This window comes from Caballeronia eucalypticola (assembly GCF_047608185.1).
Lineage (GTDB): Bacteria > Pseudomonadota > Gammaproteobacteria > Burkholderiales > Burkholderiaceae > Caballeronia.
In genome coordinates this window covers 49375-68652 of the sequence record NZ_JBLKRU010000022.1, presented here as the reverse complement: position 1 = coordinate 68652, position 19278 = coordinate 49375, and the positions used below count along the sequence as shown (strand labels likewise).

Sequence of the window (19278 nt, the reverse complement as noted above, 5' to 3'; positions counted from 1 at the left end):
GAGAGTGTAAAGATGGAGCGAGTCCCGGAGTTCACCAAGGAACAGATCGCCGCCGCGCAGTACTACGCGAGCCTGACACCGCCAATCGATCTTGATCCTCGAATTGCGTCGTTAGTCAGGGATCTCATCGGTCGGGTCGCCGACAAATGGACAATGTTGATCCTCGACGTACTCGCGGAGAAATCGCCGCTGCGTTTTAGCCGGCTTAGCGAACTGGTCGAGGGAATCAGTCAGAAGATGCTCACGCAGACCTTGCGCGCAATGGAGCGTGACGGCCTGGTGATACGCACGGTATATCCGGTCGTGCCGCCGAAGGTCGAATACAAACTCACTGACCTCGGGATTACACTCGGCGCTGCGTTTTGCGGAGTCTGGGTCTGGGCGGCCAACAATCTGGATGCGGTAGAGAAGGCACGTCAAGATTTTGATGTACGGCCGTAATGCGTACCGACACGGCATTAAGTTCGGCTAGCTACGTCGGTGCAAATTCAAAACAGCGCGTTGTCATCAGCCTGGCGAAGTGCTCCGCGGTGACAGGGTGGCTAAACGTCGGTGCACCTCCAGCCAGTGGCTGGGAAATGGCTGGCGTCCTGCCCGTCGACGTCAACGGGAGCCCCAAGCGACGGACCAAACCCCGTGCCATACTTGCGGCTCCTCCCACCCATACGTGGACCGTGATGACCGCCCTTTCTGCGTCCATCGGCTTTAACTTCAATCCGCTCGACCGCCGCTCCGACAAGCGGGACGACCTTGCCTTTATCGAGCAACTGCGCGGCGACACCGCCACGCGCTTTCTCATCTTCGATGGCGACATCCCCTTGCTTAAGCGAGGCGGCGAACGTGACCCGTGGTTCCTCCCCAGCGAGACCGCAGCCTTCGGCCTGCCGCTTCATAGCGTATTCCTCGGAGTAGACACCGACGGCGCTGGACGCTTCGCGCTAGGCATCAAACTCGACCCGGCCCCAGACAACGCTTCGCCTGCCCGGGGCTATGACCGCATCGATCTTCGCTCGCTCGCGCTGCAAGACCTGGTCGATGCGGGTGTACTTGGAATCATGGCCCAGGCGAAGTCGATGCTCGACTGGCATCGACGCCATTCCTTCTGTGCGAACTGTGGCGCTGCAAGCCGCATTACGGCAGCGGGCTGGCAACGCATCTGCGATGTTTGCGACGCACGCCATTTTCCGCGGGTGGATCCCGTCGTGATCATGCTGGTGATAGACGGCGAACGGTGTCTGCTCGGACGCCAGCGCCAATTCGCCGCGGGCATGTACTCGGCGCTTGCGGGTTTCGTCGAGCCGGGCGAGACGGCAGAAGAAGCCGTGCGCCGCGAAGTGCTGGAGGAGGCTCGCGTGAAGTGTGCGCAGGTTGTCTATTTCGCGACGCAGCCGTGGCCGTTTCCTTCATCGCTGATGATTGGTTGCTTTGCGCAGGCGAGCGATACCGACATTGTCGTCGATACGAACGAACTCGAAGACGCCCGCTGGTTTTCGCGCCAGGAGGCTGCGGCGATGCTCGCGGGAACGCATGCGGACGGGCTGTCGGCGCCCAAGCCGTTTGCCATTGCGCATCATTTGCTGCAGGCGTACGTTCAGAAGGGTGACTCGGTACTGCTTGGCTGAGGATACCTGTAGCTCGTTTATCTAAAACGCAACGCCCCGGCGCATGCTCTGCAGAAGGCCCGGGGCGATTTTAATTAGCTTAAGTTATCCTGCAATGCGTTTGAAACTGACGTAGTAATCGTCCGTGTAGTAGCAGTCGCCAGTCTGCTTGCGCAGTCCTCCACACACGATGCGGCGTAGTCCGCGATCCGCCGCGCCAGGCGTGCGAACTGTGTAAGCGTGGTAATAGCCGCGCGGATGCTGCGGCAGCATTGCGGCGCTGTTGCGGAACAACACGCCGTCCTCGCCATAAGGGAAAGGGCCGCCTGCCTTGATCAGACGCAGTGTTTCGCCTGCTTCCGCCGGCAACTGCGCCTTAGCGATGGTGGCCAGCGCAACCGATGTTCCCGATGCCGCGGGTGTGGCGCTCGCGGCCTGCCCAAGTGGCGCCGACGCCTCACTCGCGGATGAGGCCGGTTCCTGAGTAGCGTTTCGCGATCCATCCTTGCCGCATCCGTCGAGGATCGCGCTCAAGGCGAAGATGCAAGAGAAAGCCCATGCTCGCTTCACGATACGGTTATCTCCGGGTTGACCAGCATTCAGCGATCACGACCGATTTAAGAGTATCGCTAATAGCCGAGCGAATCAATGCTCGGTGGACCTAGGAATTTTTTAAAGGCCATCATGAAGCAAGCGGATCAAGCAGGTCGCAGTCAGAAACGTTTTGTAGCTGAGTCGGGCCGCGTCTAAGGAAGGAAGCAATCGGCAGACCCGAGTCGCTGCATGGAAACACTGGCGATTCAGCCCTTGACCAGTCCTCCGTCGACGACCAGGTTCTGGCCCGTCACCGCACGTGCCCACGGCGAGAGGAAGAACAGCACCGCGTCAGAGAACTCGGCGGGCGTCGTGACGCGGCGCAGCGGCGTGAATCCCGCGACCATATCGAACACGGCTTCGGGCGTTGCGCTGCTGGCGTCGGTGGTGCGCAGCAGGCCGCCCGACACCATGTTCACCGTAATGCCATCGGGTCCAAGATCGTTCGATGCGGTTCTCGTCAGCGCAAGCAACGCCGCTTTTGCCGCCGTGTAATCGTGATAAGGCACGACGGGATTCTGGAACAGATTGGTCCCCACATTGACGATTCGGCCGAAACCAGCGGCCCGCATCGCAGGCAACGCGGCCTGAATCGTGTGGAGCGCGCCCTTGAGCGCACCATCGATCTGCTGCTGAAAGCGCGCCCATTCGATATCGCCGATCTTCGGACGCGCATCGCCATCGAAGCTGAAATTGGCGGGTGCGTTGTTCACCACGGCATGCACCGGCGGCCGCTTTTCGCCTGAGCTTCGTCGAAAAGACGTGCGACCGACGCTTCATCGGTGACATCGGCCTGGACCGCTATGACGCGCGGTCCGAGCCGCTCGACGAGCGCCCTCGCCTGCGTTTCGCTCGTCTTAGGCGGCGCCGGGAACGTCGGCGCTTTTGCCGTTCAACTCGCCCACCGCACCGGCGCCTTCGTGTTAGCCAGTGCATCGCGTCGAGATACGGACTACGTCATGGCTCTCGGTGCCAACCAGGTTATTGATGTGCGCGAGCAATCATTCGACGAATATCGGCACTCGTTTGATGTCGTGATCGACCTGATCGGCGGTGACGCGCTTAATCGTTCCTTTGACGCCGTCCAACCTGGGGGACAAGTAGTGTCGGCGGCCGCCGAGCCGAACGCGCGGCGGCAGCTCAGATAAGTGCGAAATTCATGCTGGTTAGCGTCACGACTTCAACGCTCCTTGCACTTTCAGAGTTATTTGAAACGGGAGCGCTCCGAACACGGGTTGGAGAAATTTTCCCGTTGTCGCAGGCGCGTGTTGCCCATGAGATGCTCGAGGGTCGAAAGCACGCGCCGGGGAAAATTGTGCTTGTGCCTTAACCAGAAATTCGCAGTCAGGTGAACGCTGCCGGGCATTGCGCCGTAGCGTCAACGCGCACGTCAAGCTGCGCCAGTACGTTCCCGCGGGCGGAATCAATATCGGTGGTTAAGCTTCGTTCGCAAGCTCGCTCAGTTCGCCACGATATTGCTTTGAAGCATCGAGAAGCCAGTCGCGAAAGGCACGAATAGCCGGCGATGATTCCTTTTGCTCCGGCACCACGAAGTAGTAGTCCTTGGCGCCCGGCACCAGCATCTCCCAAGGCACGGTCAATTCCTTCGACGCGATCTCGTTCTGCACATAGCTGCGGGGCACGAGCGCCACACCCGCCTTCGCGCGAGCCGCTTCAATCAGCAACGCATACATGCTGAAACGCGGACCGCGTAATGCTTTCGGATTGGGCGCGCCCGCCAGCTCGAACCAACGGGACCACGCCTCGGGTCTCCCCGTCTTGTGCATGAGCACGAAATCCGCGAGATCCGACGCCTTCGCGCAACGAAGCCCGCCAATGAGATCCGGGCTGCAAACGGGGATGAGTTCTTCCGTGAACAAATACGTCGTGGTCGCATTGGCCCAAACGGGATGGTCGAAATGAATCGTTGCGTCGAACGCCTCCTCCGAAAAGAGAAACGGCTCCTCACGCGCGATGATGTTGATCGTGATGTCGGGATGCAGTGCCGCAAACTCTCCCAAGCGTGGCATCAGCCACTTGAGGGCGAACGTGGGCAGCACGGCAAGATCGAGCGTGATGCGCCCGGCGTCGTAGCCCATTGCGAGCGTGGTATCCATCTCCAGCTTGTCGAGACTCTGCTGGACGAGCGCGCTGTAGGTCCTGCCCGCATCGGTCAGTTGCAGGCGGCGCTTGACGCGGCTAAAAAGCGGGGTGGCAAGGTACTCTTCAAGCAACGCGATCTTCTTGCTGACCGCGCTTTCGGTAACGGACAACTCCTCTGCTGCGTGGGTAAAACTCAGGTGGCGCGCCGCGGACTCGAACGCGATCAGCATGCTGGTACTCGGTATTTTTCTGCGCATCACTTCCCTGCCCGATAGACTCGTAGACAAGGCCGCTGCCGTACGTAACGCGATACGCGGCGCGGTGCGCATTGGAATGCTTTTCACCTCGCAGCTCGCCAAGCTTGACACCAGCGACCTTTATTGATGGGCATGATCGCTGCGCCGACGGGGAAATTTTTCTCGCTGCCGCGCTGTTTCAATACGCTTGAACAGCGCCAGTATCTCGCCCACGATACCCTTGCGAAGGGCAAGCACGCAGACAATGAAGATAAACCCCGTGACGATGGTGACCGAGTCGCCCAACGTACCGAACCAGTTTACACCAGTCACCGAGGCAAGCCAGTTACCGATATCACCGAGCTTGTCCTCCAGCAGGACGATGATCAACGCGCCCACAATGGGACCGAACAGCGTGCCCAGGCCACCCACGAGCGTCATCAGCACTACGAGGCCGGACATGCTCCAGTGCGCGTCGGTCAGGGTCTCGAAACCGAGCACCATGGCTTTCATCGCGCCGGCGAGGCCCGACAACGCCGCGGATAATACAAACGCAAGCATCTTGTAGCGGTCGACCTGGTAGCCAAGCGAGATCGCGCGTGGCTCATTTTCCCGGATCGCGCGCAGCACTTCGCCAAAGGGAGAGTGGATCGTGCGCATGATTAGCGCGAAGGCCCCCACGCTGATCGCCAGTATGACGAAGTAAAGAACGAGATCATTCGACAGGTCGACCAAGCCAAAGAGCCTGCCGCGAGGAATGCCTTGCAAGCCGTCCTCGCCTCCTGCAAACGGCGCCTGCAGGAATACGAAGTACAGCATCTGCGCAAGCGCGAGCGTGATCATCGTGAAGTAGATGCCCTGCCGCCGGATGGCGAGTGCGCCCATCACCAACCCGATTAATGCGCCTGCCAACGTGCCCAGCGCGAGCCCGGCTTCTGTTGATACGCCCCAGGACTTGAGCGCGTAGCCTGCAACATAGCCCGCCGCCCCAAAGAACGCCGCGTGACCGAACGACAACAGCCCGGCATAACCCACCAACAAGTTGAATGAGCAGGCGAACAACGCGAAGCACAAAATCTTCATCAACAGGACCGGATACAGCACGGTCGGCGCAACGCACGCCGCCGCGAGCAGCAGGCAATAACCCCAACGCTTCTTCATGTCACCCGCCTCACTTCTCTTTACCGAACAGACCGGCAGGACGCACGATCAACACGATCGCCATCACGATGAACACCACGGTCGCCGACAGTTCCGGATAGAACACCCGCGTCAACCCCTCGATCACACCCAACCCGAGACCAGTCAGGATCGAGCCAAGGATGGACCCCATGCCGCCTATCACCACGACCGCGAACACGACGATGATGACGTTCGATCCCATCAACGGCGACACCTGTATCACCGGCGCGGCCAGCACGCCGGCAATGGCGGCCAGCGCCACGCCGAAACCATAGGTTGCCGTCACCATCAGCGGCACGTTGATGCCGAACGCTTCCACCATCTTCGGGTTCTCCGTGCCGGCGCGCAGGCTCGATCCAAGGCGCGTCTTCTCGATCACGAACCAGGTCGAGAAGCAGATCACGAGCGATGCCGCCACCACCCACGCGCGATAGTTGGGCAGCATCATGAAGCCCAGGTTGGTGACGCCGTCGAGCGCGTCGGGCACCGGATACGGCTGGCCCGACACGCCGAAGACCGAGCGGAACAATCCTTCGATCATCAGCGTGAGCCCGAAGGTCAGCAGGAGCCCGTACAAGTGATCGAGTTTGTAGAGCCATCGCAACATGGTTTTCTCGATCAAAACACCAAACAAACCTACGACGACTGGCGCCAGCACGAGCATCCACCAGTAACCGATGCCCAGGTAATTGAGGCACATCCAGGCGAGGAAAGCGCCAAGCATGTAGAGCGTGCCATGCGCAAAATTGATCACGTTGAGCAGGCCGAAGATCACCGCAAGACCGAGTGACAACATGGCGTAGAACGAGCCGTTCACGAGGCCGAGCAGCAGTTGGCTCATCAGCGCCTGAATGGGTAAGCCGAAAATTTCCATGGTCAGATGCTGAGCAGTTCGTTGAGGGTTTGCGCTTTCGAATCGAGCTCGGCGGCGGCGAACGACTCCACAATCTGGCCGTGCTCCATCACGTAGAAGCGGTCGGCGAGCGGCGCCGCAAAGCGGAAATTCTGCTCGACCATCACGATGGTGTAGCCGCGCGCTTTCAGCATGGTGATCATCCGAGCGAGCGCCTGGACAATCACGGGAGCAAGGCCTTCCGATATCTCGTCGAGCAGCAATAATCGCGCGCCGGTGCGCAGTATCCTCGCCACCGCGAGCATCTGCTGCTCGCCGCCCGAGAGCCGCGTGCCCTGACTGTGCCGGCGCTCCGCGAGGTTGGGGAACATCGCGTAGATCTCGTCGAGCGACATGCTCCCGTGCTTCGTCGATACAACCGGCGGAAGCAGAAGATTTTCCTCGGTCGTCAACGACGAAAAAATACCCCGCTCCTCGGGGCAATATCCCACGCCGCGCCGCGCGATTCTGTAGGTCGGCAGGCTGACTGTCTCCTCGCCGTCGATGCGAATCGAGCCGCGGCGCGTGCCAACCAGGCCCATGATTGCCCGCAGGGTGGTGGTGCGGCCGGCGCCGTTGCGCCCCAGCAAGGTCACGACTTCGCCGCGCTTCACCGTGAGATTGACGTCGTGGAGGATGTGCGACTCGCCATACCATGCATGCAGGCTGGTGATCGACAAAGCCTCGTCGGCCGCTCGTACGTCCTCGTGTATCCGGGCTGCGACCGGTCTCTCTTGCACGCTGCTCATCACTGCGTTCCCTCAAGCGCCTCAACTGCCGATCCCATGTACGCTTGTATGACCTGAGGGTTGCAAGACACTTCGTCGTAACTGCCTTCGGCGAGCACCGTGCCCCGCTGCAACACGCTGATGCGATCGCAAATACCCGCGATCACTTTCATGTTGTGCTCGACCATCAGGATCGTTCGGCCCGCCGATACTTTCTTGATCAATGACGTCACCCGGTCGACGTCTTCGTGGCCCATGCCCTGAGTCGGCTCATCGAGCAGCATCAACTCGGGTTCCATCGCGAGCGTAGTGGCAATCTCAAGCGCACGCCTGCGGCCATAAGGCAGGTCCACGGCAACCGTGTCCACGAAACTTCCAAGGTCCACTTCGTCGAGCAACGCGATCGCACGATCGTTGAGACGGGAAAGGCTGCGGCCGCTCTTCCAGAAGTGATACGACGTTCCAAGCGAGCGTTGCAGACCAATCCGCACGTTCGCGAGCACACTCAGGTGCGGGAACACCGCCGAGATCTGAAACGAGCGGACAATGCCACGGCGAGCGATCCGCGCCGCCGGCTCGGCGGTGATGTCCTGACCATTGAACAGGATTCGTCCCGAGGTGGGTGCAAGGAACTTCGTCAGCAGATTGAAGCAGGTAGTTTTCCCCGCGCCGTTCGGCCCGATCAGCGCATGGATGTGACCACGTTCGATATGAAGATCGACCGCTTCAACTGCCGTAAAGCCTTTGAAGACCTTCGTCAGACGCTCGGTCTTCAGGATGAAATCCTGCATTGCCACGCTCGCTCGATAGGGGTTCGTGAAGTTCGTGAGGGCTGGATGCGCGCGGGAGCCTACTGCTTCGCAAACGTGCAGCTGCCCTTCGCGATCGACGGATAAGCCTCGTTGCCCGGAACAACCGCACGCACGTTGTAGTAATCCCAGGGCTTCTTCGACTCCGCCGGCGTCTTCACCTGCATCAGGTACATGTCGTGGACCAGCAGGCCGTCCTTGCGAATCACGCCGTTCTTCGTGTACATGTCGTTGACCGGCGTGTCTTCCATCTTCTTGATGACCGTCGCTGAGTCGTCGGTGCCGGTAGCCTTGATTGCCTCGAGATAGTGAAGCGTGGACGAATAGTCCGCCGCCTGGATCGCCGATGGCATCTTGCCCATGCGCTTGTAATAACGCGCCGACCACTTGCGGGTTTCGTCGTTCAGGTCCCAGTACCAGCCTTCCGTGATGTAGAGGCCCTGCGCGGTCTGCAAGCCAAGCGCATGCACGTCGGTGATGAGCACCAGCAGCCCTGCAAGCTGTTGCTTGCCTGCGCCCAGCAAGCCGAACTCGCGCGCCGACTTGATGGCGTTGATCGTGTCGGAACCCGCATTCGCCAGGCCGATGATCTTCGCGTGGCTCGCCTGTGCCTGCACCATGAATGACGAGAAGTCCGACGCGTTGAACGGATGCTTGACCGAGCCGACAACCTTGCCGCCGTTGGCCGTGATAACCGCCGAGGTATCGCTTTGCAGCGAGTAACCGAACGAATAGTCGGCGGTCAGGAAAAACCAGGTGTCGCCTCCTTGCTTGACGATGTATTTACCCGACACGTTCGCTAGCGACGCAGTGTCGTGGTTGTAATGCAGGCTATAAGGCGTGCAATCCTCGTTGGTGATCCGCGTCGTGCCTGCACCGGTGACGATCGCGATACGCTTCTTGTCGTTGGCGATCTTGATGGTGGCAAGCGCCGTGGCCGAGCCCGAGTTGTCCGCGAGCATGTCCACGTGTTTCTCGTCGATCCACTCACGCGCCGTGCTCGCGGCAATGTCGGCCTTGTTCTGGTGATCGGCCGAGATCACCTCGATCGGCTTGCCGTTCACCTTGCCGCCAAAATCTTCCACGGCCATTTTCACGGCCTCAACCGCGCCCTTGCCCGCAAAGTCCGAGAACGTGCCGCTCATGTCGGTCAGCACGCCAATCCTCACCACATCACCCGACATCCCCGGCTGCGCGATGGCAGCTGCGCTGAACAGCGCCAGTGCTGCTCCGGCTAACGCCCCTATTGTTCTTTCCACTTTCATTTCCGTCTCCGTTGCTGTCATCGCCTTGCAAGGCGTCATTCCGGTGCTTCATTCGGCGCTCAGGTCGCTGTTCCATGCCTGCCGGGCTGCGGCACGTGCCGCGGCGTGCTCGCCGGCGATCTTGCCGAACACCGCGCCGCGCATCACGGATGTCGCGCCGGTGTAGACCTGGTAGTAGAGCCCGGCGGCCTCGCCTGCCGCGTAGAGACCGGGAATCGGCCGGCCGTCGGCATCGATCACCTGTGCGCTCTTGTTGGTCTTCACGCCGCCATAGGTGAAGCAGATGCCCGGGATGATCGGGTAGGCGAAGAACGGTCCGGTCTTGATCGGACGCGACCAGTTCGACTTCGGTATCTCCAGACCCTGTGTCGCGAGTCCATCCACTTCCAGCGGCGAAAACCTGCCCTCGGGACAAGCCGCGTTGTACGCGTCGATGGTCTTCATGAATGCGTCCACCGGCAGCTCGCAGGCCTCTGCCAGCGCCTTGAGCGTGTCGGCCTGGATAGCCGGCTGATCCGTGCGGATGCTGCGCTTCCAGTTCGGTACGTCGTCGATACTCTTGTCGAACACGACATATACGCGGCCCTTCGGCTGTTCGCCGAACGCGCGCGAGATGTGGTCGTAGTGGACATCGACCGGGCCGGGCGCTTCATCGACGAACCGCTTGCCGAACATATTGACGAGCACACCGTAAGAAAAATTCATCACCAGCGCTTCGGTCGCACCCGAGCGCGGATCGAGCGGTTCCGCATGATAAGAGCCGAAGTCACCGGCCGGCGCCGCGCCCGCCGCGAGCGCCATCTGGATGCCCTCGCCCTTGTTGTAGTAGCCGCCGCGCGCAACGGGCCGCACGAACTTCGCCGCCTGCCCCAGATAGCGCGTCATCATTTCCGGATTGCCCTGGAAGCCGCCCGACGCCACGATCACCGAAGACGCAGCAAAGGCAAGCGCATCGCCATCTCGTCCGGTCGCCTGGAGACTCAGATCACCTTCACTGTTCGCGCGCGCGAGTTGTCGCGCGGTGGTCTCGTAGAACACTTCGACGTTCAGTTTCTTCGCCTGCACGAGCAATGCTTCGATCATTGCAAGGCCGCCGCCGACCGGCATCAGCCGCGGCGCCGCGGCGGTGACGAAGTACGTCGGCAGTGTGTCGAAACGGATGCCGAAAGTCCGTAGCCACGCGACGGTGGGCGCGGCGTGGCTCGACAGCGCGAACACCAGTTCCGGGTCCGGCATGCCGTGCGCCTTGACATACGGCGGCCATGACGCGTACTCGCCGCCCATGGCTTCCACTATGTTGGGATCGAGATTGTCGCCAGCGTTCGAGATAAGCCGTTCCTCGAAGTCGTCGCTCACTTCGGCTTCGCTCTTCATGCGAAAGTACGCTTCGGTCCAGCGTGTATTGCCGCCGTATTCTTCTTCGTTAGCGCGTTCGATGATGGCGACTTTCGCTCCTGCGGCCGCCGCTGCGACCGCCGCCGACAACCCGGCGATGCCGCTGCCGATCACCAGCACGTCGAAGTGTCGTTGCCCTTTCGTTATTTCCATTCCTGTCTCCTTCGGGTCCTTCGTTGGCGCGAGGTTTCACGTCTCTTCATATCATCCCGCGCCGCGTTCTGCGCAGCCTTAATACTTGCGGATGAACGGATCCGGCATGTCGAGATCGGTTGAAATCCACACGCTCTTGGTCTCGAGATATTCCTTGACCGCTTCGATGCCGCCTTCGCGGCCGATGCCACTATGCTTGTAGCCGCCAAACGGCGTCGTGAAACTCGTCGAGCGGTAGTTGTTCACCCAGACGGTGCCGGCCTTCAGGCGCTCAGACATGAACATGGCGCGATGCAAGCTGCGGGTCCACACGCCCGACGCGAGGCCGAAGCGGATGTCATTGGCGATGCGGATCGCGTCCTCTTCATCCTTGAACTTGATCACCGAGAGCACCGGGCCGAACACTTCTTCCTGCGCAATGCGCATGTCGTTGGTCACATCGACAAAAATGGTCGGCTCCACGAACTGGCCCGCGCCGAATCCTTCTCCGGAGCGCGAGTTGCCACCGAACACGCAGCGCGCGCCCTCTGCCTTCGCAATACCGATGTACTCCATGACCTTGTCGAATTGCGGTCGGGTCGCGACCGGTCCCACCTGGACGTCAGGCAGAGAGGGGTCGCCGAGTTTCGCCTTGCTGCTGATCGCGATCAGGCGTTCGACAAACTCGTCGTGAATGCTTTCCTGCAGCAACAGGCGCGAACCCGCCATGCAGGTCTGGCCGCCGGCAGAGAAGATGCCGGTGATCACGCCGTTGGCCGCGCGGGTCAGGTCGGCATCGTCGAAGATGATGTTGGGCGACTTGCCGCCCAGCTCCAGCGACACGCGCTTGAAGTGCTGTGCACCAAGCACGTTGACGGCCTTCCCGCCGGCGTCGCCGCCCGTGAATGCGATCCGCGCGACCTTCGGATGGATTACAAGTGGTTCGCCCACTTCCTTGCCGAAACCGGTCAGCACGTTGAAGACGCCCGGCGGGAAGCCGGCTTCAACGAACAGCTTCGCGAGTTCGAACAGCGATGCCGATGTGTACTCGGACGGCTTCGCGATCACCGTATTGCCGGCGCATAACGCAGGCGCGAGTTTCCACGCGGTCAACAACAGCGACGAGTTCCAGGGCGTAATGGTCGCGACTACACCTAGCGGCTCGTAGCGGGTGTAGTTGAATACCTTGGGCTTGTCCATCGGGATCACGGCGCCCTGGATCTTGTCCGCCAGGCCGCCGTAATAATAGAAATACTTCGCCATGTAGCGGACTTGTCCCCCAACTTCACTGCGCAGCTTGCCGTTGTCGCGGCTTTCAACTTCGGTCAGCACGTCAGCATGTTTCTCGATCAGCGCGCCGAGCTTGTGCAGCAGCAAGCCGCGGTCCGTGGCGGAAATGCGGCCCCAGGGTCCTTCGAGTGCGGCCGAAGCGGCCTCGACCGCGCGGCTTACATCGGCTTCGTCTGCCCGCGGGATCTCGGCCCAAGGCTCGCCCGAGAACGGGTCAAGCGAGTCGAACCATGTGCCCGATACCGGGTCGACCCACTCGTTGTTGATGAACAGCTGATACCGTTGAACCATGCTTCGACTCCTGTGAACGTCATTTGATATGCCGCGGCCCAAGCGGACCATGACAAAAATTATGGCGATTCACAGGCGTTCACTACAAGCGATGAAAAGTACGGAGGTAATGCCAAATTGGAATCTTATGTTTGTTCGGAACGCTCGCGCGACGTTTCGTTCGATTCCCCGAGGTCGCTGGAAAGCCGTCCGTAGGGCGGGGATCACTGACCGCTGCCAACGGATCGCTTTCATTCGGCTCAGTTGATCATATGGAATCCTTCTTAATTGGTGAGCGGGATATGCGTTGTTCGCTGCAAAGAATCGACCATGCTGGCCATCTCCCGGCTCGCTGTTTCAGCGCTTTGAGACAAGAACGCCACCATCATCAACTGGTGATTACCGGTTACCGAAAGCGTTCCAATTTGGAACAGATGATGCGGCGGCACCTGGATGATGTGACCGATTTTGCGACAGGTGAAAGCGTCCATCAGTGAGACGATCTGCGGTCAATGGGTGACCTGACCTTGCGCTTCATACCGTGGCAGCAAGAAGCACAAAAATGCCCCAGCAACTGGCGCATAAGTTGCTTGGTTGTATCGCCTGTTTGCGTACGACTCCCTTATAAATAAATGGAAAACGCCATGCCCTCCATGATGAAAGCAGCTGTGTTCGTCCAACCCGGCCGTATCGAAGTCACTGAAAAGCGGATTCCCGATGTTGGCCCTAACGACGCGTTGATGCGCATCACGACTACGACCATCTGCGGCACCGACGTCCACATCCTCAAAGGCGAATATCCCGTTGCCAAGGGGCTCACGATTGGTCACGAACCAGTGGGCATTATCGAAAAGCTCGGCAGCGCAGTGGTCGGCTACCAGGAGGGCCAGCGCGTGATCGCCGGCGCGATCTGCCCCAACTTCAACTCGTACGCGGCGATGGACGGCTACCCCTCACAAGACGGCAGCTACCTCGTCGCCAGCGGGCTGTGCGGATGCCACGGCTACAAGGCGACGGCAGGCTGGCGTTTCGGCAACCTTATCGATGGTACGCAGGCCGAGTATGTGTTGGTGCCCGACGCCCAGGCCAACCTCGCTCCAATTCCGGACGGCCTGACGGACGAGCAGGTGTTGATGTGCCCGGACATCATGTCGACCGGCTTCAAGGGGGCGGAGAACGCCAACATCAGGATAGGCGACACCGTCGCCGTGTTCGCGCAGGGCCCGATTGGCTTGTGCGCCACCGCAGGCGCGCGGTTGCTCGGCGCCAGCACGATCATCGTGGTGGACGGCAACGAGCAGCGGCTCGCGGTCTCCAAGAAAATGGGCGCCGACGTCACGCTGAATTTCAAGAGCTGCGATGTCGTCGATGAAATCATGAAACTGACCAACGGTCGCGGCGTCGACTCGTCGATCGAAGCGCTAGGCACGCAGGGAACATTCGAATCGGCCCTGCGCATTCTGAAGCCGGGCGGCACGCTCTCCAGCCTTGGCGTGTACTCGTCTGATCTGAAAATCCCGTTGTCGGCATTTGCAGCGGGTCTCGGCGATCATAAGATCAACACGGCGCTATGTCCGGGCGGCAAGGAGCGCATGCGCCGCTTGTTGAACGTCGTTGCGTCTGGCCGTGTCGACTTGGGAGAGTTAGTGACCCACCACTACAAACTCGACGACATCGCCGCCGCTTACGACCTCTTTGCAAATCAGCGTGACGGTGTGCTCAAGGTGGCAATCAAACCGCATTGATCGGGAAGCCGGGCAAATTTTCAGATGCAGTCGCGTGGACGCATCACCCCGGCAACGTCTCTTCCCACGGAAACTCCGCCTCAACAGTTGAATTGGCCGGCGGTTCCCAGTTCAACTCGATCCCGTTCCCATTGATATGTGCCTCAGCCTCGATCCGGTAACCGACATGGAGCAGTGGCCGCTTTCTCTGCCGTAACAGAGCAAAGAGGCCGCGATTTTTTCCCCGCCCAGACGCGCGTCTTTCGCCACCATCCGGAGTTGATCGGAGTAGCCGCGAAAATGCAGCGTCCCTCGCCCATGATAGGGTCCCGTCCAGTTCTGAACGTCTTTCGGCACATCCACGACAACCGGTCCCGGCCGGTGCGGGCCAGTTCGAACGCGGTTCGCAGTGTCTGCTCGAGCTTGGTTGGGTCGGTGACGAGAAACACGTGCTTAGCGCACGCCGACATGATGTTGAAGACGGGCGCTTCCCGGAATGCATCGCTGCCAATCGCAGCACGCGGCACCTGTCCGCAAATGAGGACGACAGGTATTGAATCGCCGTAACAGTCGCGATCGGCGTCAATGCGTTGGTCGCACCGGGACCTGACGTGACCATGAAGACGCGGACTTTTCCGCTGGCCCGCGCATAACCGGCGGCCATGAAACCCGCGGCCTGTTCATTGGCGGGGACGACAAACTTGATTTGGCGCTCGGCATGTGCCGCGTTCTTTTCGTTATGACGGAACACCGCGTCATAGGTCTGCAATATCGCGCCGCCGCTGTATCCAAACAGCGTGTCGACGCCCTGCTCGGCGAGTACGCGCAGGATAATGTCGGCGCCCGACAGCGTCTCACTCGCATTCGTTGTGCCGAGGCCGGGTGGTGAAGTGATGACTGGATTTCGGGTCATGGTTGGCTCATTGTTGGGCCATGTCCATCCAGCACACTCATGGGGGCGCTTTCGCTTCTGGAAAAACTGTGAGAAAGGACAGAACTATTCTGCCAACGATTGGACCTGAGCGGTCCCGTCCCGATGGTGGTGCATGGTCCAAAATTAGCCACATCTGGGCCATAGACCGCATTCGTGCGCAAACGGCCTTGTTCGATTGTGAAGGCTAAATACATTTACGGACACCCGCGTCGAACCATTCAGGCAATTAGGCTGAAGATTATGTGACCGGCGGCGCAACAGACTAAGCCTGATGGCGCCCGATCAGGCGTGTTTGACAGGCGTTGAACCTGATGGTCCAAAAGACACTTCAGGCGTGGGAATGTGGAAAAGCGAAGCCGCCCAGCATGTGGGCGGTGCCAAGCGTAGATACGGTGATTGGCCGCAAGCGCGCGTTAATGCTCCCGCGCGTCCGGGTACCAAGCAGCTACCCGTCACGACCCACTTACGAATCCAGATCGGCGACAAAACCGACACAAGGCGTGTCCGATGCCGGTCTATGATGGAATCTGCGCTTTCCCAGCGTGCTGTCCGTATGGAACGCATCGGGACATTCCGCCTTCAATTTTTCGATTGCCATATCAACATGTTCAATGCCGATTTTCGATGCATTAATCAATTCAACTTTATGAGGATAGCTTATCTTCATGGTCTATCGTCCTGATGGGAATGACACAACAAACATAAAGCGGTGAAAAATTAAGTGCAGCCGTTGCTTAGCTGTGTTTGAACAGCGCGATTCGGCCGCTCTTGTACAGGTCTTTCACTTTGCTCGCCAACGATGCCTTCGGCGTCTGCGTGCACTCGCCGACGATCGCGGCTACCGGGGTGGCGACATCGACAACCGATGTGACGGTTTCGCTTACGCCCAGCTTGTCGACGCCTGAGACCCAGTAGACAAGCGCCGGCTTGTAGGCGTCATCTACAGCGAGGAAATCTCCGCAGCTCATTTGTGCGGGCGTGATGGGCTTTGCGGTTTGGGCAAGAGCAAAGGGGGATACACAAAGACTGGCCAAAACTGCAGTCGCAATAACAAGGCGCTTCATAACATTCTCCAGATGGTGTCGCGGCTCTTGCCACCTTCGTGGCAGTAGAGTCCCGCTTGTTGATAAATCAATATCCCGGGTTCAAGGATGATTGCCCGGAGCTGATACCACGTTGACTGGATACATCGTATAGGCGGTAAGTTAGGGGGAAATTATGTCGCCGCCATCGATCGCATACAGTGGACTTCGCATTGGTGTCGCTATTACCAGTACCCGAAAGGTTGCGGATAGCCATAGACGGGCTGCGCGGGCACAAGGACAGGCGGCGGTGCATACATGGGTGCAGTCGCATAGGCGGCCGGGTGCGTGATCTGATTTCCCTTGGACGCCATGCATTGCGAATAGGCGGCGTCGTAGCGGGCTTGCAGACTGGCCGATGTGGCTTGAGCACCGTTAGCACCCACAGCGCCGCCAAGCAGCAGACCAGCGCCCGCGCCAATGGCGGCACCTATACCGGCATCGCCTGCTGCCGCGCCGAAAAGTGCGCCTGCTGCCGCGCCGCCTACTGTGCCTATTGCTCCGGTGCGTACACCGTCGTTGGCCGCCGCTGCCGATGACTGAGGGGCATTGTCAGAGCGGAATGCATAATCCCTGCACGCGTAATCTTGTTGCTGGAACGTGCTCAGCGACTCCCCTTTCGGCGGCAATGCGACCACGGTCGGGCCGGAGGGCGGAATGACAGCGCATCCGGTCAAAGCCAGGGCAACCAGGCACAAGGGAGTTGCCGCGCACACAAGTTGTAAACGTTTCATGATGGTGGTATCCGGTGAGTACATGGATGCAATAGTGACGTCGAAGAATTAGCGCTGAATTACTTCACTGGGAGTGAGGATCCTTTAGCGCCGGAAACCGCGTGGTCCATCGCTGACCGGTTCCCGCTCATCGCGGCAATTCACAGAGAAGCGTCCGCTACGTTTTCGTGTCGACGCGATTCCCTATCGGATTCCATAGGGCTCGTTCCATGGCGAGGGCCATCCTGGAGCACGGCTTCGACTGCCGCCCGGTTCACCTTGCCCTGTTCGGTTTGCGGCACGCGATGTACTACGACAATGCGCACCCGGTTCGAAATGGACCTGCCAAACACGGTTTGCAGAATGCTTGCGCACCGCGTGACGTCCACTCGCCTTCCTGCCCGTGGCTCAACTAACGCGTTCCATGTGGGTCCCGCTGACCCGTTTCCTGGCGCATACGCGGCGGCATAGCGCACATCAGGCAACCAGCAGAGAATTTCTTCGATCTTGGTCGGGCTGACACAAATACCATCGACCACAGCGACATCGGACGCACGACCAAGGACATGCAAATTGCCTTGCTCGTCGATGCAGCCGATGTCGCCCATCAGGCACCAGCCGTTGCAAAACTTGAGCGGCTCCGCTTCCGGTTGCCCGTAATAGCCTTGCGCCACGGAACGCGATTTAACCTCGATGCTGCCGATTTCTCCAACATCCGCATGCAGTCCATTCGCGCGGCGAATACGCACCTCGACGCCATTGATAATGCGTCCCGCGCTGAACGGCAGATTGCCGGTCTGCTCATACATGTGCGAAGCAAGAACACTCACCAGACCCGCCTCGCTTGCGCCGTACATATGCTTGAGCACTGGGCCGAAACGCTTCATTGCGCGATGTCGCAGAACCGCAGGCGCCGAGCCCCCGACGTGCGCAATCGAGCGCAACGACGACAGGTCGCGCCAGCACGCGTCCGGATGATCCATCGTTTCGAAGAGTTGTGGCTCGACGAGCAGCAAGTCGGTGATGCGTTCCAACTCGATCATCTCGAGCGTCGCTGCAGGGTCGTAGTGGTGGTCGAGCACGACCGTACCTCCGCCTATCAAGGTCGAGTCCACGAGCACTTGTGAAATGTAGGCGAGCGCTCCATTGATGAGTTGCCGCTTGTCTTCCGCCCGCTCCGCCGTGACCATTGCCGAGTACGTGGCGAATGACCGCCGGCTGCATTTAGGCACGCCGGTCGTGCCGCCTGACGATACGAGTACCGCGAGCTCGTCGGGCATGGCGAGGCTGTGCATTGGAAAATCCGACTGTGCTGTTGCGAGCCAATCGAGCCGCAAGGTATCGGCGCCGAAATCCACTGGCACGATGCGCGCAGTCACGCCTTCAGGGACGAAGTGAACAGTTTGGTCGAACACGACCAGGATCGTAGGCTGGATTCTGGCAATAAGCGCCCTCTGCTGTTCGCTATTTGCGAGCGCGGGCATGAACAGTGTCGTGGCACCAAGAAGATTCGCGGCGTAGCGGATAGCGAGTGCATCGGGACAATTCGTCGCGAGCAATGCGACAACGAGCCCCGGCCAATACCGAGCCCCCTGAGTGCTCGTGCATAGCGAAAGATAGAGCGACGCAACGCGCCGCCAGTCACGTCGGTACGGAGATAACGCAACACGGGTTTATCAGAGCGCATATGCAGCTCGTCGAGTAATGCATCGAGATAAAGCCGCCTTTTTGTTTCGCTGGTACTTGTCATGACTGGTCCATTTTTCGGTTCATCGCCCTGATTCGGTGGCGGCCTCGCTGCGCGTTCGGCTGTCAGCCTGCGTGCTTTTGCGACCCAATCCGCCCTTCTGTTGAACGAATCATGCGAGCGAAAAATGAGCGCAGAATTAGATGACCAACATGGTCCCGAGATGTTGTTATCGAGAGCCGCTCATTCGTGCCTAATATTTCGACACTACTGTTCTTTTCATCGAATCATCGACGTGCATGAAATGAAAATGAGGGAGAGAAAAATGACTGCTCTGATTGACGAACGTCTTATCAGCCTGAACGAGATCGCGACGAATTGTTTCCACATCGAGCCCTTCGCACTTGACGCGAAATGGCCCGACGTCCGCATTGCTTTGAAGCCGGCCGATATTGTCCGTGCGCTTGAAAGTGCTTACGACCTTGGACTCATCGCCGGGTATCAATTGACGCTCGCGGGAATGTCCCGCTGAAGTCGACCGGCTCGCTTGTGAACCTCTCCGTTGCGTAATTTATTTACTGTGTCAAAAATGCCAGGATACAAGGTGAAACAGACATTTCCGCTCCCCGATGGAGTCGAAA

The 19278-nt window shown here is 59.6% G+C and carries 19 protein-coding genes and 3 pseudogenes; 6 read left to right on the top strand and 16 right to left on the bottom strand.

Annotation, left to right across the window (positions count from 1 at the left end):
• Positions 1-12: 12 nt before the first annotated feature.
• Both ACMX25_RS23805 and nudC read left to right on the top strand, forming a co-directional pair.
• Complete coding sequence (locus ACMX25_RS23805; protein ID WP_414952506.1) at positions 13-441, top strand: winged helix-turn-helix transcriptional regulator; 429 nt, start codon at positions 13-15, stop codon at positions 439-441.
• 236 nt (positions 442-677) lie between these two features.
• Entirely contained in the window at positions 678-1622 is a 945-nt protein-coding gene (nudC, locus tag ACMX25_RS23800) for an NAD(+) diphosphatase (protein ID WP_414952505.1), read from the top strand.
• An 84-nt stretch (positions 1623-1706) separates the two neighbouring features.
• Here the strand turns inward: nudC and ACMX25_RS23795 are convergent, their stop codons facing one another.
• Positions 1707-2171, bottom strand: coding sequence for a ribonuclease (locus ACMX25_RS23795; protein WP_414952504.1), 465 nt, complete (start codon positions 2169-2171; stop codon positions 1707-1709).
• A gap of 230 nt (positions 2172-2401) precedes the next feature.
• Positions 2402-3048, bottom strand: a pseudogene (locus tag ACMX25_RS23790) (3-oxoacyl-ACP reductase); the annotation flags it as partial.
• Between ACMX25_RS23790 and ACMX25_RS23785 the strand changes: the two are divergent.
• Positions 2999-3525, top strand: a pseudogene (locus ACMX25_RS23785) (zinc-binding dehydrogenase). The pseudogenes ACMX25_RS23790 and ACMX25_RS23785 overlap by 50 nt on opposite strands.
• A gap of 106 nt (positions 3526-3631) precedes the next feature.
• Here the strand turns inward: ACMX25_RS23785 and ACMX25_RS23780 are convergent.
• Positions 3632-4528 (bottom strand): LysR family transcriptional regulator, encoded by an 897-nt coding sequence (locus ACMX25_RS23780; RefSeq protein WP_414952503.1) that lies wholly within the window; start codon positions 4526-4528, stop codon positions 3632-3634.
• Between ACMX25_RS23780 and ACMX25_RS23775 the strand changes: the two genes are divergently transcribed.
• Positions 4527-4682, top strand: coding sequence for a hypothetical protein (locus ACMX25_RS23775; protein WP_414952502.1), 156 nt, complete (start codon positions 4527-4529; stop codon positions 4680-4682). The genes ACMX25_RS23780 and ACMX25_RS23775 overlap by 2 nt on opposite strands.
• Here ACMX25_RS23775 and ACMX25_RS23770 read toward each other — a convergent pair.
• The 8 genes from ACMX25_RS23770 to ACMX25_RS23735 all read right to left on the bottom strand — a co-directional run bounded on the left by ACMX25_RS23770 (position 4676) and on the right by ACMX25_RS23735 (position 12988).
• Positions 4676-5695, bottom strand: a complete 1020-nt coding sequence (locus tag ACMX25_RS23770; protein ID WP_414952501.1) for a branched-chain amino acid ABC transporter permease — start codon at positions 5693-5695, stop codon at positions 4676-4678. The two genes, ACMX25_RS23775 and ACMX25_RS23770, sit on opposite strands and share 7 nt — an antisense overlap.
• A gap of 10 nt (positions 5696-5705) precedes the next feature.
• Positions 5706-6590, bottom strand: a complete 885-nt coding sequence (locus ACMX25_RS23765; protein ID WP_414952500.1) for a branched-chain amino acid ABC transporter permease — start codon at positions 6588-6590, stop codon at positions 5706-5708.
• A 2-nt stretch (positions 6591-6592) separates the two neighbouring features.
• Positions 6593-7357 carry an ABC transporter ATP-binding protein gene (locus ACMX25_RS23760; protein WP_414952499.1) on the bottom strand — a complete coding sequence of 255 codons (765 nt, stop codon included), beginning with the start codon at positions 7355-7357 and terminating at the stop codon, positions 6593-6595.
• Positions 7357-8127, bottom strand: a complete 771-nt coding sequence (locus ACMX25_RS23755; RefSeq protein WP_414952498.1) for an ABC transporter ATP-binding protein — start codon at positions 8125-8127, stop codon at positions 7357-7359. The genes ACMX25_RS23760 and ACMX25_RS23755 overlap by 1 nt, the downstream gene beginning before the upstream one ends.
• Before the next feature lie 59 nt (positions 8128-8186).
• A complete protein-coding gene (locus ACMX25_RS23750; protein ID WP_213769179.1) occupies positions 8187-9410 on the bottom strand; it encodes an ABC transporter substrate-binding protein in 1224 nt (407 codons plus the stop codon).
• A gap of 48 nt (positions 9411-9458) precedes the next feature.
• Positions 9459-10958: an FAD-dependent oxidoreductase gene (locus ACMX25_RS23745; RefSeq protein WP_414952497.1), complete on the bottom strand. Its 1500-nt coding sequence runs from the start codon at positions 10956-10958 to the stop codon at positions 9459-9461.
• A 78-nt stretch (positions 10959-11036) separates the two neighbouring features.
• Entirely contained in the window at positions 11037-12518 is a 1482-nt protein-coding gene (locus ACMX25_RS23740; RefSeq protein WP_414952496.1) for an aldehyde dehydrogenase, read from the bottom strand.
• Positions 12519-12781: 263 nt separating this feature from the next.
• Positions 12782-12988 carry a hypothetical protein gene (locus ACMX25_RS23735; protein WP_414952495.1) on the bottom strand — a complete coding sequence of 69 codons (207 nt, stop codon included), beginning with the start codon at positions 12986-12988 and terminating at the stop codon, positions 12782-12784.
• Positions 12989-13141: 153 nt separating this feature from the next.
• Between ACMX25_RS23735 and ACMX25_RS23730 the strand changes: the two genes are divergently transcribed.
• The gene (locus ACMX25_RS23730) at positions 13142-14242 is read left to right on the top strand and encodes an NAD(P)-dependent alcohol dehydrogenase (RefSeq protein WP_414952494.1); all 1101 of its coding nucleotides are present in this window, start codon (positions 13142-13144) and stop codon (positions 14240-14242) included.
• 160 nt (positions 14243-14402) lie between these two features.
• Here ACMX25_RS23730 and ACMX25_RS23725 read toward each other — a convergent pair.
• From ACMX25_RS23725 to ACMX25_RS23705, 5 genes and pseudogenes are all read right to left on the bottom strand, one after another.
• Positions 14403-15134 (bottom strand): annotated as a pseudogene (locus tag ACMX25_RS23725) (thiamine pyrophosphate-binding protein); the annotation flags it as partial.
• Between the two features lie 484 nt (positions 15135-15618).
• Positions 15619-15822 (bottom strand): hypothetical protein, encoded by a 204-nt coding sequence (locus ACMX25_RS23720; RefSeq protein ID WP_414952493.1) that lies wholly within the window; start codon positions 15820-15822, stop codon positions 15619-15621.
• A 67-nt stretch (positions 15823-15889) separates the two neighbouring features.
• On the bottom strand, positions 15890-16219 hold the full coding sequence (locus ACMX25_RS23715; protein ID WP_414952492.1) for an HdeA/HdeB family chaperone: 330 nt from the start codon (positions 16217-16219) through the stop codon (positions 15890-15892).
• Between the two features lie 203 nt (positions 16220-16422).
• The gene (locus ACMX25_RS23710) at positions 16423-16974 is read right to left on the bottom strand and encodes a glycine zipper family protein (protein WP_414952560.1); all 552 of its coding nucleotides are present in this window, start codon (positions 16972-16974) and stop codon (positions 16423-16425) included.
• Positions 16975-17111: 137 nt separating this feature from the next.
• Positions 17112-18509, bottom strand: a complete 1398-nt coding sequence (locus tag ACMX25_RS23705; RefSeq protein WP_414952491.1) for an ANL family adenylate-forming protein — start codon at positions 18507-18509, stop codon at positions 17112-17114.
• Positions 18510-18962: 453 nt separating this feature from the next.
• Here ACMX25_RS23705 and ACMX25_RS23700 point away from each other — a divergent pair, with 453 nt between their 5' ends.
• Positions 18963-19169, top strand: a complete 207-nt coding sequence (locus tag ACMX25_RS23700) for a hypothetical protein (protein ID WP_414952490.1) — start codon at positions 18963-18965, stop codon at positions 19167-19169.
• The last annotated feature ends 109 nt before the right edge of the window (positions 19170-19278 follow it).